The following is a 15,643-nucleotide window of genomic DNA, read 5'->3' on the forward strand; positions in this document are numbered from 1 at the left end:
GGTTCCCGATTGACATCCCCGCCTGCGCTGCCAGACTTTGCACAATAATACAGGGTGGAGACGTCCGCGATGGCCAGCCTTTCGGCCTCGAACCATGTCGCCCGTGTCTTGTCCGTCGCCAATCAGGTTGCAGACCGCTTGGCCGACGTCGATGCCTCTTCGCGCATTGCCAATTCCTGGCGGCGCTGCCTGGTCAGCCACAAGCTCGATCCCGCCCGCCAAGGCCCGCCGCAGACGCTGACCGAAGCCGAGATCCGGCATGTCGCCGAGCCGATGGAAGAGACGATCCGGCTTGCAACACCGGAGCTCGACGATCTCGCCCGGGTACTCCGCGATGCCGGTTATTGCGTCAACCTGGCGGACGTGAACGCAACCATGCTGTTCAGCCGCCTGCCCGGCGAGGCCGACGCAAGACTGTTCATGGACTGGAAGATCTACACCGGCTCGAATTTTTCCGAGGCCTTTGAAGGCACCAATGGGCTCGGCACCGCGCTTGCCGAGCAAAAGCCGATCCTGGTGCATCGCGACGAGCACTTTCGCGCGCAGTGGCACATGTTTTCCTGCGCCGTGACGCCGCTGTTCGACCAGGCCGGACGGCTCGCAGGCGCCGTGAACATCACCTCCTGCCGCGAGGACCTCGAACGCACCGCGCATCAGCTCGCGCTGGCGGTGACGATGGAGGCAACGCGGCGCATGGAGGGCGCGATCTTCCGCGGTCATTTCCGCAACGCCTGGATCGCGACCGTGCCGGGCGATGGCGGCAGCGGCCTGCTCGCCTATGACGACGATCGCCGCATCGTCGGCGCCTGCCGTTCGGCGCGCGCACTGCTGGGTCTCACCGACGGCTTGATCGCCTCCGGCATCGATCTGTCGCGCTATGTCAAATTCGACCATCCCGCCGCGCGCGACGCGGACGATCTCGTCGAGCTGCGCCGGGGCGATGGCAGTCCGTTGGGGCATGGCCATGTCGCGCCGCCGCTGCGGCCACGGGCGTCCACGCAGCGTCGTGACGTTCCTGTGGACCCCTTCGATGCGCTGCAGCGCCTCGCTGGCCGCGATCCAGGACTGATCAAGAGTGTAAAGCGGCTCAGACGCATCGGCGATCACAATCTGCCGGTGCTGCTGCATGGCGAGACCGGCGTCGGCAAGGATGTGTTCGCCCGTGCCATCCACGCGGCCGGCAATCGCGCGCGCCACAACTATGTCGCGCTGAACTGCGCTGCGATGCCGGACAGCCTGATCGATGCCGAGCTGTTCGGTTACGAGGCCGGCGCCTTCACCGGCGCGCGCCGCGACGGCTCGAAAGGCCTGATCGTGCAGGCCGACGGCGGCACGCTGTTCCTCGACGAGATCGGCGACATGCCGATTGCGCTGCAGACGCGGCTGCTACGGGTGCTGGAGAACCGCGAAGTCTGGCCGCTCGGCGCGCTGAAGCCCGTGCCGGTCGACATTCGCCTGATCAGCGCCACGCATCGCGATCTCGGCCGCATGGCCGAGGAGGGCGCCTTCCGCACCGACCTCTATTTTCGTCTCCGCGGCATGGAGGTGCGGCTGCCGGCCTTGCGCGAGCGCGCCGACCGCGACGACGTCATCCGCCAGATCGCGCGCGAGGAAGCGCCGAACTGTTCCCTCTCGGACGAGGCCTGGGCGCAGCTCTCGGCCTATCCCTATCCCGGCAACATGCGCCAGCTCCGGCACGTGCTGCGGCTCGCCGGCTGCACGGCGGAAGACGGTGTCATCACCGATGCCGACCTCGATTTGCCGCCGTTTGGTGGAAGGGCGGAGCCGGATCTCGCGGCGGCGGAGCGCGCCACGATCGTGGAGGCGTTGCGCGAGCATGGTGGTCGTGTGATCGAAGCGGCGCGCGCGCTGAAGCTCAGCCGCGCGACGCTCTATCGCAAGATCAAGCAGTTGAAGATAGAGACAGCGCAGTAGCACTCAGCTGCATGCGGCGAGCTTTCTTCCCCTCTCCCCCTGCGGGAGAGGGTGGCTCGCCGCGACAGCGGCGAGCCGGGTGACGGGTCTCTCTCCGCACCTGATTCTCTGGCTTCTGGATTCGCGGAGAGATACCCCTCATCCGGCGTTTCGCGCCACCTTCTCCCGCAAGGGGAGAAGGGAAGAGCGCACCATCAACGCCGCCGCTGCCTTACGAAAAATCGCTCCAGCTCAGATGTCGCGAGTCGAGGTCGCCGACGGTTACGGTGCCGCGGATTTCGCGCGGGGCGTGGAAGCTGCTGCGCAGATACACGAGCGGCGCCGCGCCGTCGGAATGCGATGCGCCGCGCACCTCGCCGACGAAGATCGAATGCGTCTTGGTCTCGAATTCCTGCGCCAGCACGCAGTCGAACGCGGCGACCGCATCCGTCAGCACCGGCGCGCCGGTCACCCCGCGCGTCCATTCCCCGAACGCAAAGCGGTCGTCGCCATTGACGCCCTTCTGGCCGCTGAAGGTCAGCGCCAGTGCCGCGTGGTCCTCGTGCAGGAAGTTGATCGCGAACGCGCCTTCCTCGCGGATACGCGCGTGCGCACTGGCGTTGCGGTTGACACACACGATCAGGGATGGCGGCGAGTCCGACAGTGAGCAGGCCGAGGTCACAGTCAACCCCGTGCGCTTGCCGTGCTCGGCGCCGGCCGTCACCAGCGCGACGGCGCCGGCGCACTGGCGCATCGCCTGCTTGAAATCCTTGGCGTCGAAAGCACTGGCGTCCACGCTCACGCGGAAATCTCCGAAATGGATGCGGATGCGGCACGATCGCGCCGCACCCGCGTCGGGTCAAGCCGCCTTCTGCGCGGAGCCGAGATGCTTCAGGCGCGGCATCACCTCGTTCCTCAGCAGCGACAGCGAGTGATGCCAGGCTTCAGCCTTGTGCTTGTAGTCGAAGCCGAACACCAGCAGCACGCCGAAGCCGCCGACTTCCTCGTAGATCTTCTCGATTTTCTCGGCGACGGTCGCGGGCGAGCCGACGATCCAGTTCCGCTTGGCGCAATATTCGACGGTGACGTCGCTATCGGGCACGTCGGGCGCGTGCTTCAAATAGTCCTTGAAGCCGAAATGCCCGAGCAGCGGCAGGAAGTACTCGCCCATCATCCGGCCCATCATGTCGCCGGTCGAGAGCCTCCACGCTTCCTCGTCGGTATCAGCGACGAACACCTCGCGCACCAGCCGCCAATCCGCGCGGTCCGGCTTGCGTCCGGTCTTGGCGGCACCGGCTACGACCGAATCCCAATGACTGCCGACATAGGCCGGGTTGAGGTTGAGGCTCATCGGGATGAAGCCGCGCTCGCCGGCGAGCTTCAACGTGTCCGAGTTCTTCGAAAGACCGGCGACACCGATCGGCGGATGCGGCGTCTGCAACGGCTTGATGTGGGGTTTCAGGAAGTCGAACATCGTGTCCGGCTTGGTCACCGTCCAGAATTTGCCCTTGTAGGTCCAGGGCGCGGGATCGCTCCACATCTTCAGAATGATCTCCAGCGCCTCGCGCGTCATGTCGCGGTTCTGTCCGCTCATGCCGTCGACGTTGAACATGGCCCAGTCGCTCGGCAGGCCGCTAGCCGCGACGCCGAAATTGAGCCGCCCCCCGGAGAGATGATCGAGCATGGCGACGCGGTTGGCGAGCTCGGCGGGGTGGTGATAGGGCAGCAGGAAGCCGCCTGGTCCGATGCGAATATTCTTGGTCTGCATCAGCGCCTGTGCGATCAGAAGGTCTGGCGTGGGATTGGGTTCCCAGGGCGCGGTGTGGTGCTCGCCGACCCAGGCCTCCTGATAGCCGAGCTCGTCGAGCCAGCGCATGACCTGCAGGTCCCAGTCGTTCCCTTCCTTCAGGCCGCACTCCGGCGGGTGCGAAGGCATCGTGAAATAACCGATCTCCATGGGTTTCCTCTCCACAATTGACGCGTCTTGTTGCGCGGTTCACGGATGTGAGCAGAAACGCTTTAGCAAGCGGTGTGCCAGCTCTTCGCGAGTGGTGGGCCAGCGCGAACGGCGCCTCAGACCTGCGAGAAAAGGCTGGTTTGCGGCGGCAATAGCCGATATCCCGGGACAGATTTACGGGGCCTCGTCTCACTGTCGCGAGACGGCGTCTCGGCGGTGAGACGAGGATACGAATCGAGATGACTGAACCTGCCTATGTCGCGGTAGACTGGGGCACCAGCAGCTTCCGACTCTGGCTGATCGACCGCGCCGGCGAGGTGCTGGCCGAGCGCCGCAGCGATGAGGGCATGCTGGCCGCCGCGAAGGCCGGCTTTCCCGCCGTGCTGCAATCGCATCTCGCGGCAGTCGAGGCTCCCGATCATCTGCCCGTCCTCGTCTGCGGCATGGCCGGCGCGCGTACCGGCTGGGTCGAGGCCGGTTATGTCGACACGCCGGCACCACTCTCCGCTGTTCTGAAGCAGGCCGCGCGCGTGCCCGGCGAAGCGCGCGACATTCGCATCTTGCCGGGTATCGCGCAGCGCGATGCAAAAGCGCCGGACGTGATGCGCGGCGAGGAAACGCAGCTGCTCGGCGCGCTCGGGCTCGATGCCGCCGGCGAAGCGCTAGTCTGCATGCCCGGCACGCATTCGAAATGGGTGCGCGTGAAGGACGGCACGGTCGCGCATTTCTCCACCTTCATGACCGGCGAGCTCTTCAGCGTCGTGTCGCGCGAGACGATTTTGTCGCTTGCGGTCGCCGGCGCCGAAGACGCCGAGGATGTCGCGAGCTTCAAGGCGGCGGTGAAGGCCGCGTACGAAGCACCGGCCTTCGCGGCTAATTTTCTGTTCGGCGCGCGCTCGCGTCAGCTCCTGTTCGGGGGCACACCGGCCGCGGCGCGCGAAACGCTGTCGGGCACGTTGATCGGCGTCGAGCTGGCGGCGGGGCTTTCCGGCGCGATGTCGAAAGCTGGCATCACGCTGATTGCCTCGGGGCGGCTCGCGATGCTGTATAGGCTGGCTTTCGACGCGCTGTCGGTCGCCGTGAACCAGGTCGATGCCGATGAAGCGGTCCGCCGCGGTCTGTCGATGGCGGCTGCCGCGATCTGGACGCAATGAGAGGACTGTCGAGATGAGCGTTCCCTTTCCGGCGATGAAGCGGCCACTGGTCGCGATCCTGCGCGGCGTGAAGCCCGAGGAAACGCAGGCTATCGTCGGCGTGCTGATCGAAGCCGGCATGACCGCAATCGAGATTCCGCTGAACTCGCCCGACCCGTTCCGCTCCATCGCAACGGCCGTGAAACAGGCGCCGGCCGGCGTGCTGATCGGCGCCGGCACGGTGCTGACCACTTCGGATGTCGACCGTCTCAACGATGTCGGCGGCAAGCTGATGGTCTCGCCGAATGTCGATACGCAGGTGCTCACGCGTGCGCATCAGTACGCCATGGTGACATTGCCGGGCGTGTTTTCGCCGACCGAGGCACTGCTTGCCGCGCGCTCCGGCGCGTCGGGCCTGAAATTCTTTCCCGCCAGCGTGCTCGGCGCGTCCGGTATTGCCGCGATCCGCGCCGTGCTGCCTGCCGGCGTGATGATCGCCGCCGTCGGCGGCGTCTCCGAGCAGAATTTCGCGGAGTACATCAAGGGCGGCGTCACTGCGTTCGGGCTCGGCTCCAGCCTCTACAAGTCCGGCATGACGGCAACGGACGTTGCCGCTCGCGCAAAGGAGACGATTGCGGCCTACGATCGGGCGATTGCGAAAGAGTGAGATCGCAATAAACAAGCCGTGATCCCGTCACGGTCGCGCGTTATCCTATCTTGCTGGACCAGCGGGATCAGGAGACCGACATGGCGATCAACAACGTGGCCGATCTGTTCGTGGCAACGCTCGAACAGGCCGGCGTCAAGCGCATCTACGGCATCGTCGGCGACAGCCTGAATGCGCTGACCGAAGCGCTGCGGCGGCGCGGAACGATCGAGTGGATCCATGTCCGGCATGAAGAGGTTGCGGCCTTTGCCGCGGCCGGCGAAGCGGAGATGACGGGCAGTCTTGCGGTGTGCGCGGGCTCGTGCGGTCCCGGCAATCTGCATCTGATCAACGGCCTGTTCGATGCCCATCGCAGTCGGGTTCCCGTGCTGGCGATCGCCGCACAGATCCCGACCGCCGAGATCGGCAGCGGCTATTTCCAGGAGACCCATCCGCAAAACCTGTTCCGCGAGTGCAGCCATTATTGCGAGCTGGTCTCCGATCCGAGTCAGCTGCCCTACGTGCTGGAAAACGCCATCCGTGCGGCTGTCGGCATGCGCGGCGTTGCCGTCGTCGCCATGCCGGGCGACGTCGCCTTCCGCAGCCCACCGAAGCGCGCGCTGTCGACGGCGCGTGGCCTTGCGCTGTCGGCGCCGAAGGTCGTGCCGCAGGCCGATGAGCTGAAGGCGCTCGCGGACCTCTTGAACGGCGCCGAACGCATCACCCTGTTCTGCGGCCGCGGCTGCGCTGGCGCGCATGCGCCGCTGATGCAGCTTGCGGAAGCCTTGAAGAGCCCGATCGTGCATGCGCTGGGCGGCAAAGAACATGTCGAATACGACAATCCCTACGACGTCGGCATGACCGGCTTCATCGGCTTCTCCTCCGGCTATGCCGCCATGCACGCCTGCGACGCGCTCGTGATGCTCGGCACTGATTTTCCCTACAAGCAGTTCTTCCCGACCGATGCGAAGATCGCGCAGATCGACATCCGTCCGGAAAATCTCGGGCGGCGCTGCAAGATCGATCTCGGTCTTGTCGGCGACGTCAAGCTCACCATCGAGGCGCTGCTGCCGCTGCTCGAGGCCAAGACGCGGCGCAAGCATCTCGACGATGCGATCGCGCATTACAAGAAGGCACGCGAGGGCCTGGACTCGCTCGCGAAGGGCACGCCCGGAGCCAAGCCGATCCATCCGCAATATCTCGCAAAGGTCATCAGCGACCATGCCAGCGATGATGCGGTGTTCACCGCCGATGTCGGCACGCCGACGGTGTGGGCCGCGCGCTATCTCGACATGAACGGCCGCCGCCGGCTGATCGGCTCGTTCGTGCACGGCTCGATGGCCAACGCAATGCCGCAGGCGATCGGCGCGCAGGCCGCGCAGCCCGGCCGCCAGGTGATCTCGCTCTCAGGCGACGGCGGCTTCACCATGCTGATGGGCGATCTGATCACGCTGACCCAGATGAAGCTGCCGGTGAAGGTGGTCATCTTCAACAACGGCGTGCTCGGCTTCGTCGCACTGGAGATGAAGGCGGCCGGCTTCGTCGACACCAATGTCGATCTGGAAAACCCGGACTTCGCGGCGATGGCGCGCGCGATGGGCATCCTTGCAAGGCGCGTCGAGGATCCCGGCGAGCTCCCGGGCGCCATGAAAGAGATGCTGGCCCACGACGGGCCGGCGCTGCTCGATGTCGTCACCGCCAAGCAAGAGCTGTCGATGCCGCCGACCATCACGCCCGAACAGATCAAGGGCTTCAGCCTCTGGGTCTTGCGCGCCGTGATGAACGGCCGCGGCGACGAGGTCGTCGATCTCGCCAAGACCAATCTGCTGCCGCGCTAACCGCGCTTGACCGACGGTACGGGCAGCCGCTCATGGCGGCGCTGGAAGCGTTGCCAGTGCAGCACGATGCCGATCAGCAGCGCCGGCACGAAGCCGAGCGCGATCAGGAAGTGCGGCAGCTGCGCCGGTGAGATGAACGCGATGGCGATGTCGGAGATCAGCCAGAGCGCGGCGAACATCACCGCGAAATCGGTGCGCGGGCAGCGCAGATAGTAGAACACGGCAGTGATGACGACGGCGGGTCCGATGGCGATGCCGATCATCACCGTCGTCAGCTCCTTCGGCGTCAGCGCGTCGAGCACCATCGCTGCCAGCAGCCAGAGCGCGGCGAACATGGCGACGATGTCGAGCGGATGCCGCAACCCAATACCTCTCGCAGAAAACGCACTATCGTTGTGGCCCGGACCTTGGCCGTCAAGGGAAAATGCGCCTATTCCTCGTCGTTTCCGGGCGTCGGCCGCAGCATGAAATGGCCGAAGGCGGTGGCGATCGGCTTGTTCGCATCGTCCTGCCAGGCTCGCGCCTCGAAGGCGACGATGCGCCGGCCCTGCTTCACGATCGAGACGTTGGCGAAGGTGTCGAGCGCGCGGCCGGAGCGCAGATAGTTGACGGTCAGTCCGATCGGCTTGGGCAGTGCGGCGGCGCCGAGCTCGCGCGCCACTCCGAAGATCGCGGTGGTCTCGAGGAAGGCGCCGGTCATGCCGCCATGGATCGCGGGCAGGATCGGGTTGCCGATGATCTTTGGCGAGAACGGCATCGTCAGGGTGTCGTCGCCGTTGACGCGAATGCCGAGGCAGCGCGCGAACGGGCTGTTGGCGAACGGACCGTCCGGATTGTCCGGCGCCTCCAGCGACGGGATGCTGGGCAAATCCATCCTGCGGTCCACGAGCATGTTGGTGCGGTTGGCGCCGATCATGAAACAGGCGGTCGCGGTCGCGACCGGATCGTCCTCGGACTCCTGATAGGCGGTCGATCGCACGAAGGCTATCGACCGCGTGGTGCGGTAGCAGACCGAATGCGCCTTGATGTCGAGCCCGGGCGTTGCCGGCTTCTGATAGTCGATGCGCAAATCAAGCGTCGCGATCGCGCTTGTGCCGTCGAGCGCGAGTTGCACCGCCATGCCGCAGCTCTCGTCCAGCATCGCGGTGACGACGCCGCCATGCAGGACGCCGGTCTCCGTGTCGCCGACGAAGACGGGCCGGTAGGGCAGGCTGGACCAGGCCTCGCGAGGTGCGAAGCGGTCGAGCTGGAGTCCGCTGATCTGGCCGTAATCGGAGCGGCGGCCCTTGATCGCCTCGGCGAGGTCCTCGAACGAAAGTGTGGTCGGTGAGCTGGACATGAGGACGATCTAAACCAGCGGCGGGCGCGGTGCAAAACCCCGGATGGGCGTCCCGCGGCAGGAGTTCCGAGGCCGGTTTGGCCTCGACAGGGCCGGCCGAAGCAACGATGGTGGGCGCCTCGTTCGTTCGACCAGCCGCAAGGAGTGCCCATGGCCGATCCCGAAATGCCCGCCACCAGCCAGGGGCCCGTCATCATTTCGACCTCGAGCTCGGAGCGGGCGCCGATCATCTATTTCGACGGTGCGTCCTGCTTCGGCCACCACAACGGCGCTATCCAGATCGAGCTTGCTGCGAACCTTCTGATGCCGGTCGGCGCCGCCGTCAGGGTCGACGTGGTCCAGACCGCGCATCTGCGCTGCAGCGTGGCCGCCGCGCTGGCCCTGCGCGAAGCGCTCGACAAGGCATTGGCGATGTACCAGCAGGGTCAGCAGGAGCCCCGGCCGGAGGAAATTCCGACGGTGAAGAACTGAGGCAAGCGGCGGATCGCAAGTTAATGCGATCAACTCGCTCAGCTCACATGCACCTTCGGCTTCCTGCCATCGTTCCACTTGCCGTCGAGCGCGCGCTCGATCTGGGCGGCGAGTTGCAGCAGCAGGCCGTCATTGGCCTGTTTCGCAATCGCCTGGATGCCGAGCGGCAGGCCGTGGTCCTGCGTGGCCATCGGCATCGAGATCGCCGGCATGCCGCAGAGATTGGCGAGCGGCGTGAAGGCGAAGAAGCGCCAGAGATTGCCGAACCAGTCGAGCACGTCAGGATTGTCGGAGATGGTGAGATATTCCCGGGTGCCGACCTTCGGCGTCGGCAGCGCGGTGATCGGCGTCAGGATCACGTCCCACTGCTCGAAGAAGGCGCCGAAGGCGCGTGAGGTCGTGTTGAACACGCCTTGCATCTTCGCCCGCTCGGCGAAGCTCGTATGCCGGCCGGCTTCCCAGATCCGGATGTTCATGGGCTCGATGAGGTCTTCCGGGGGCCGCTCCAGCCCGCGCGCGGCGAGCATGTTGGAGATTACCACGGCAAAATTCGAGATATAGCAGGTGGTCTGCGCCTCGAACGCGGCGCGGAAGTCGAGCTCGGGCAGGCCGTAGTCGACGTGATGGCCGAGGCCTTCGAGGAAGCGGCCGGCCTTTGCCAGCTCGGCCGCGATCTCTGGCGTCGCGGTGTAGTCGCCCCAGCTGTGCGACAGCGCGATGCGAAGTTTTGACGGATCGCGTTTGATCATCTCGGAGTATGGTTGCGCCGTGGTCCAGAACGGCATGAACTCGCCCGGCGCCGCTCCCCTGGCATGGTCGACGAAGGCGGCGGTGTCGCGCACCGAGCGCGACTGGCAACCCTGGATCGAGACGAGGCCGGTGAGATCCGACATGTGCGGTGCCAGCGAGAACACGCCGCGCGAGACTTTCAGGCCGATATTGCCGTTGACGCCGGCGGGAATGCGGATAGAGCCGCCGCCGTCAGTCGCATGCGCGATTGGCACCACGCCCGCGGCCACCATCGCGGCGCTTCCCGCCGACGAGCCGCAGGTGGTGTAGTCGGTGTCCCAGGGATTGCGCGTGACATAGACGGCCGGATTGTCGGCCGAACTGCAGACGCCGAATTCCGGAGTCGTGGTGCGTCCGATCAGGTTCAGTCCGGCCTGGCGGAATTTGCCGGTCAGGAACGTGTCGGCGCTGGCGCGATTGCCGCGCATCAGCAGCGAGCCCATTTCCTGGAGCCGGCCCTTCATGGTCGGCCCCAGATCCTTCATCAGGAACGGCAGACCGGCGAACGGGCCGGCGAGATTGGCGCCGTCCTTGGCCGGATCGGCGATCACGTCATCGAACAGCTCGACCACGCCCGACAGTGCCGGATTGACCTTGGCAACGCCCGCAGCGGCCTGACGCGCCAACTCCTTTGCCGTGAGCTCGCCCTTGCGGACGCGCGCGGCCAGTCCCACGCCATCGTGCTGCGCCCATTCGTTCCAGCTCATCGGGAAAGTCATGCGATCCAAACCTCTTCGTGCGGCGCCACCTTAGTTTCGCACGGGAACATTTTAATCAACTGAGGCGGCGCGAAGGGCAGGGTTGCGCGGGATGGAGAGGTAATCCTCCATTGCATGCGCACGCATCAATCCGAGAGCTTTGCGATCACCGCGACCGGCCCGCCGCCAGCGGGGCCCTGGTGCTCGGCGCCGCCGGAGACGTAGACCGCCCCGGTGCCGGCGAGGCCGGCAATCAGGCCGCCGACGGCAGCCCGGGCGTGGCGCGTCGAGCTGATATCGGTATCTTCCAGCATGGTGTGGCGGAGGCCGCGCACGCTGCCATCAGGCGAGGCCTCGGCCTTGGCGAAGATGTTGACGAGCTCGCGGCCGGTCGTCGTCTGCGGCGCGGCACAGAGCCCAACGCTCTCCAGCGCCGCGAGCACGGCGGCAGCGTCGATCGCATCGCTCATCACGGCATGCCCGATCTCGAATTCGCTCGTCGAGGAGATCGAATTGCCGAGCACGATGACGACGTTGTGCATCAGCTCGATTCCGGACGAGGTCGAGGCGACGTTCGAAAACAGATCGTAGCGCCGCAGCACGTCGTCGTCTCGTAGGTCGGTTGCGATCTCGCCGAGCGCGACTGCAACCCCGAGCGCGGAGGCGCCGCGCGAATAGGCCATCGAACTGTAGGCGCTGGTCGTCGCCGTCTTGTGGCCGCGCGCATTCGCCGCTTCGACGCGCTCGCTGGTGAGCAGCGGGCATTTGATCTGCACGAAATGGACGTCGGCGGGATCGGCGATCCCGGCATCCGCCATCGCGGCCTTCACGGCCTTGGCTGTCTCCGTGATCTGAGCGGAGCGGCCGAGCTCTTCAGGGAGAAAATCCCGCGTGTGCGCCATGCCGATGCTCAGGCGCTTGCCCGAGATGCCCGGCGGGCGCTGCTGGACGTCCTGGCGCGTGAACACCGTGATGTGCGGGCTAAGCACGCCCTCGGTGCCGCCGGACATCACGAAAGCGATGCGCTGCTCGACCTCCTGCGGCGACAGGCCGAGCTGCGGCGCCAGCGCCGTGCACAGCGCGGCAACGGCATATTCCCGGGTAAAGTCGTTGACGCCGCCATTGCCTTCGGTCTTGCCGAGGATGGCCAGGATGGATGCCGGATCGATCGCGCCGGAGCCGATCATGCTCATCAATCCGGAGACGTCGCCGGGGCCTTTGGTGGCGACCTTGAAGACGCCGACCGATGTCGTCCGCATGATAGTCCTCACATGGGGTTCAGGAGCCCGGCCGACAAAACAGCCGCTGAACCGGGGCGCCTGTCAAGGTGTCGAGGCAATCCCATCGTCGTCCTGGCGAGCGCCAGGACGCATGACCCAGGGGGCATTTGGCGAAGTCTCGTCGTTCGGTACGCCTACCGCCTACAATCGATGAATCACGCGCTATGGGTCCTGGCCTTCGCCAGGACGACGATGGAGTATGTGCGTCGTCCTCGCCGCCCCTCACGATTGTGGCGAGATCGCATCGGTTCGACAAAAAATCCCTTGTCGACGATCGTCCGCCGCACCTTGATGAATCAACCCCGATTGGTCCATAAGCGGCGTCCCGCAGCCGGTGGTTCGCCTCCGCGATGCGTGCTTGGATAGAGGGGTTCTCGCGTGGCAAATATCAACCAGAAAATTGCGCAGGAGCTTGGGGTTCGGGCGGAGCAGGTCGAGGCGACAGTGGCGCTGCTCGACGGCGGCGCCACGGTTCCCTTCATCGCCCGCTACCGCAAGGAAGCGACCGGTGCACTCGACGACGCGCAATTGCGCACGCTGGAGGAGCGCCTGGGTTACCTGCGCGAGCTCGAGGACCGCCGCAAGGCCATCCTCGAATCGGTCCGCGAGCAGGGCAAGCTCGATGCCGCGCTGGAAGCCTCCATTCTCGCCGCCGACAGCAAGGCACGCCTCGAAGACATCTATCTGCCGTTCAAGCCGAAGCGCCGCACCAAGGCGGAGATCGCCAAGGAAGCCGGCCTCGAGCCGCTCGCCAATCAGCTCATGGCCGACCCCACCAACGATCCGAAGGTCGTCGCTGAGGCCTTCGTCAATGCCGAGAAGGGTGTTGCTGATGCCGCTGCGGCGCTCGACGGCGCCCGCGCCATCCTCGTCGAGCGTTTCGACGAAGACGCCGACCTGATCGGCGCGCTTCGCGAAGAGGTGTGGACCAATGCGCGCATGGCCTCCAAGGTGCGCGACGGCAAGAAGACCGAGGGCGAAAAGTTTGCCGATTATTTCGAGTTCTCCGAGCCGCTGACGAAGCTGCCCTCGCACCGCATCCTCGCGATGTTCCGCGGCGAGAAGGAAGAGATCCTCGATCTCCAGATCCAGGCCGAGGCCGAAGCATCGCCGCCGGGCGTGCCGAGCGTCTATGAGCTGAAGATCATGAAGCGGTTCGGCATCGCCGACCTCAAGCGCGCCGGCGACCGCTGGATGATCGACACCGTGCGCTGGGCCTGGCGCACCAAGATCCAGGTGCATCTCAACATCGACCTGCGCATGCGGCTGTGGAATGCGGCCGAGACCGAAGCCGTGCGCGTGTTCGCCTCGAACCTGCGCGACCTCCTGCTGGCCGCGCCGGCCGGCACCCGCGTCACCATGGGACTCGATCCCGGCTTCCGCACCGGCGTCAAGGTTGCCGTCACCGATGCGACCGGCAAGGTGGTGGATACTGCCGTGATCTATCCGCACGAGCCGCAGCGACAGTGGAACGAGGCGCTTGCGATCCTCGGCAAGCTCGCATTGAAGCATCGCGTCGAGCTGATCGCGATCGGCAACGGCACCGCCTCGCGCGAGACCGACAAGCTCGCGGCCGACCTCGTCAAGGGCCTGCCCGACTTGAAGATGACCAAGATCGTGGTGTCGGAAGCTGGCGCGTCGGTCTATTCGGCCTCGGCTTTCGCCTCGGAGGAGTTGCCGGGCCTCGATGTCACCCTGCGCGGTGCGGTGTCGATCGCGCGGCGGCTCCAGGATCCGCTCGCCGAGCTCGTCAAGATCGAACCTAAGGCGATCGGCGTCGGCCAGTACCAGCACGACCTCGGTCAGGCCAAGCTCGCCAAATCACTCGACGCCGTGGTCGAAGACTGCGTGAACGCGGTCGGCGTCGACGTCAACACCGCCTCGGCACCACTGCTCGCGCGCGTGTCGGGCGTCGGTTCCGGCCTTGCCTCGAGCATCGTGGCACACCGCGACGCCAACGGTCCGTTCAAGTCGCGCAAGGCGCTGAAGGACGTGCCGCGGCTCGGCCCCAAGGCGTTCGAGCAGTGCGCGGGCTTCCTGCGCATCCTCGGCGGCGAGGACCCGCTCGACGCCTCCGGCGTGCATCCGGAAGCGTATCCGGTGGTGCGCCGGATTCTCAGCGCCACCAAAAGCGACATCAAGGCGCTGATCGGCAGCAGCGACATCGTTCGCACGCTGAAGCCGAAAGACTTTGTGGACGAGACGTTTGGTCTGCCGACCGTCACCGACATCCTGCGCGAGCTCGAGAAGCCCGGCCGCGACCCGCGTCCGGCGTTCAAGGCCGCGGTGTTCATGGACGGCGTCGAGGAGATCAAGCACCTCAAGAAGGGCATGATCCTCGAGGGTACCGTGACCAACGTCGCCGCGTTCGGCGCCTTCGTCGACATCGGCGTGCACCAGGACGGCCTCGTGCACATCTCGGCGATGTCCAGGACCTACATCAAGGATCCACGCGAGGTGGTGAAGCCCGGCGACATCGTCAAGGTGAAGGTGCTGGACTTCGAGGTCGCGCGCAAGCGCATCTCGCTGACGCTGCGGCTCGACGACGAGGTCGGCGCCAAGAAGGACGCGCCCGGCATGCAGCGGGACAACAGCTCGCGCAATCCGTCCCGTATGACCTCGTCGGCCCCGCGCCAGCAGGAATCTTCCGGCGGCGGCGCCCTCGCGGAAGCGCTGCGCCGCGCGGCCGAGAAAAACGGCGGCAAGAGGGCGTAGCTTCTAACCTCTCCCCGCTCTTCTGCTGGGAGGTGTCGGATCGCTGCTCGATATATCGAGAGTTCTATCCGCGTCGTCATTGCGAGCGCAGCGAAGCAATCCAGAATCTTTCCGCGGCGGGACTCTGGATTGCTTCGTCGCAAGGGCTCCTCGCAATGACGAGGAGAGAGCGCGGGTCCGTCTCCCTAACTTCCGCGTCAGAATCTGGCGCGTTTGTAAGTTGAAGGTGCCGGTCCCTTCCTCTCATCTGATCCTTCTCGCGCGGCAGAAATATCGCCGCGCAGTACGGAGGATGCTTCGATGGACAACAGGCTTTTCAAAGGCCTCACCGCGGTGACGATCGCAGCGGTGATGGCGCTCGCTTCACCGGTGCTCGCCCGTGGCGGCGGTGGAGGCGGCGGCCACGGCGGTGGTGGTTTTGGCGGCGGAGGTCATGGCGGCTTTGGCGGTGGCGGGCATTTCGGTGGCGGCGGCATGCACGCGGGAGGCTTTGGCGGCGGCATGCACGCCGGTGGCTTCGGCGGCATGCACGTTGGCGGCATGGGTGGCGCCCGTTTCGCCCATGTCGGCGGACCGGGCTTCGGCGGCGCCCGCTTCGCGCACGCGGCGATCGGGCCGCGCTTCGCTGGTTCCGGCTGGCACGGCAGGCCCTTCATCGGCCGCCACGCCTTCTTCCGGCACCACCATCGCTTCTTCTTCGGAGCACCTTTCATCTATGCCGGCTACAATGACGGCTGCTGGCGCAGGAGCTGGACGCCCTATGGGTGGCAATGGGTCAATGTGTGCGGAGACTCTTGGTACTAGCATCGCCGTACCGCACCATTGTCGCGATCGTCATCGGACGGTTCCGCTCAGCCCCGGAA

The 15,643-nt window shown here is 65.9% G+C and carries 13 protein-coding genes; 7 read left to right on the forward strand and 6 right to left on the reverse strand.

Annotated elements, in window-relative coordinates:
- Positions 1–69 precede the first annotated feature (69 nt).
- Positions 70–1,935: a sigma-54-dependent Fis family transcriptional regulator gene (locus FXB41_RS20695; RefSeq protein WP_007596575.1), complete on the forward strand. Its 1,866-nt coding sequence runs from the start codon at positions 70–72 to the stop codon at positions 1,933–1,935.
- A 211-nt stretch (positions 1,936–2,146) separates the two neighbouring features.
- Here FXB41_RS20695 and FXB41_RS20700 read toward each other — a convergent pair whose 3' ends face one another.
- Complete coding sequence (locus FXB41_RS20700; protein WP_219683015.1) at positions 2,147–2,716, reverse strand: flavin reductase family protein; 570 nt, start codon at positions 2,714–2,716, stop codon at positions 2,147–2,149.
- A gap of 57 nt (positions 2,717–2,773) precedes the next feature.
- Positions 2,774–3,871 carry an LLM class flavin-dependent oxidoreductase gene (locus FXB41_RS20705; protein ID WP_007596571.1) on the reverse strand — a complete coding sequence of 366 codons (1,098 nt, stop codon included), beginning with the start codon at positions 3,869–3,871 and terminating at the stop codon, positions 2,774–2,776.
- Positions 3,872–4,110: 239 nt separating this feature from the next.
- Here FXB41_RS20705 and FXB41_RS20710 point away from each other — a divergent pair, with 239 nt between their 5' ends.
- The 3 genes from FXB41_RS20710 to poxB all read left to right on the forward strand — a co-directional run bounded on the left by FXB41_RS20710 (position 4,111) and on the right by poxB (position 7,488).
- Positions 4,111–5,025, forward strand: a complete 915-nt coding sequence (locus FXB41_RS20710; protein ID WP_219683016.1) for a 2-dehydro-3-deoxygalactonokinase — start codon at positions 4,111–4,113, stop codon at positions 5,023–5,025.
- Between the two features lie 13 nt (positions 5,026–5,038).
- Positions 5,039–5,671: a 2-dehydro-3-deoxy-6-phosphogalactonate aldolase gene (locus tag FXB41_RS20715; RefSeq protein ID WP_219683017.1), complete on the forward strand. Its 633-nt coding sequence runs from the start codon at positions 5,039–5,041 to the stop codon at positions 5,669–5,671.
- Between the two features lie 80 nt (positions 5,672–5,751).
- The gene (gene poxB / locus FXB41_RS20720; protein ID WP_219683018.1) at positions 5,752–7,488 is read left to right on the forward strand and encodes a ubiquinone-dependent pyruvate dehydrogenase; all 1,737 of its coding nucleotides are present in this window, start codon (positions 5,752–5,754) and stop codon (positions 7,486–7,488) included.
- On the opposite strand, the gene FXB41_RS20725 is transcribed toward poxB, so the two are convergent.
- The gene (locus FXB41_RS20725) at positions 7,485–7,850 is read right to left on the reverse strand and encodes a hypothetical protein (protein ID WP_219683019.1); all 366 of its coding nucleotides are present in this window, start codon (positions 7,848–7,850) and stop codon (positions 7,485–7,487) included. The two genes, poxB and FXB41_RS20725, sit on opposite strands and share 4 nt — an antisense overlap.
- 68 nt (positions 7,851–7,918) lie before the next feature.
- Complete coding sequence (locus tag FXB41_RS20730; RefSeq protein WP_219683020.1) at positions 7,919–8,827, reverse strand: PaaI family thioesterase; 909 nt, start codon at positions 8,825–8,827, stop codon at positions 7,919–7,921.
- 150 nt (positions 8,828–8,977) lie between these two features.
- On the opposite strand from FXB41_RS20730, the gene FXB41_RS20735 reads away from it, so the two are divergent.
- Positions 8,978–9,298, forward strand: a complete 321-nt coding sequence (locus FXB41_RS20735) for a hypothetical protein (protein WP_007596563.1) — start codon at positions 8,978–8,980, stop codon at positions 9,296–9,298.
- A gap of 38 nt (positions 9,299–9,336) precedes the next feature.
- On the opposite strand, the gene FXB41_RS20740 is transcribed toward FXB41_RS20735, so the two are convergent.
- Together FXB41_RS20740 and atzD are read right to left on the reverse strand one after the other, a co-directional pair.
- Complete coding sequence (locus tag FXB41_RS20740) at positions 9,337–10,806, reverse strand: amidase (protein ID WP_219683021.1); 1,470 nt, start codon at positions 10,804–10,806, stop codon at positions 9,337–9,339.
- A 125-nt stretch (positions 10,807–10,931) separates the two neighbouring features.
- The gene (gene atzD, locus FXB41_RS20745) at positions 10,932–12,044 is read right to left on the reverse strand and encodes a cyanuric acid amidohydrolase (protein ID WP_219683022.1); all 1,113 of its coding nucleotides are present in this window, start codon (positions 12,042–12,044) and stop codon (positions 10,932–10,934) included.
- A gap of 399 nt (positions 12,045–12,443) precedes the next feature.
- Here atzD and FXB41_RS20750 point away from each other — a divergent pair, with 399 nt between their 5' ends.
- Together FXB41_RS20750 and FXB41_RS20755 are read left to right on the forward strand one after the other, a co-directional pair.
- Positions 12,444–14,780, forward strand: a complete 2,337-nt coding sequence (locus FXB41_RS20750; protein ID WP_007596557.1) for a Tex family protein — start codon at positions 12,444–12,446, stop codon at positions 14,778–14,780.
- Positions 14,781–15,080: 300 nt separating this feature from the next.
- The gene (locus tag FXB41_RS20755) at positions 15,081–15,584 is read left to right on the forward strand and encodes a hypothetical protein (RefSeq protein WP_007596555.1); all 504 of its coding nucleotides are present in this window, start codon (positions 15,081–15,083) and stop codon (positions 15,582–15,584) included.
- The last annotated feature ends 59 nt before the right edge of the window (positions 15,585–15,643 follow it).

The sequence above is a fragment of the Bradyrhizobium canariense genome (assembly GCF_019402665.1).
Taxonomy (GTDB): Bacteria; Pseudomonadota; Alphaproteobacteria; order Rhizobiales; family Xanthobacteraceae; genus Bradyrhizobium; species Bradyrhizobium canariense.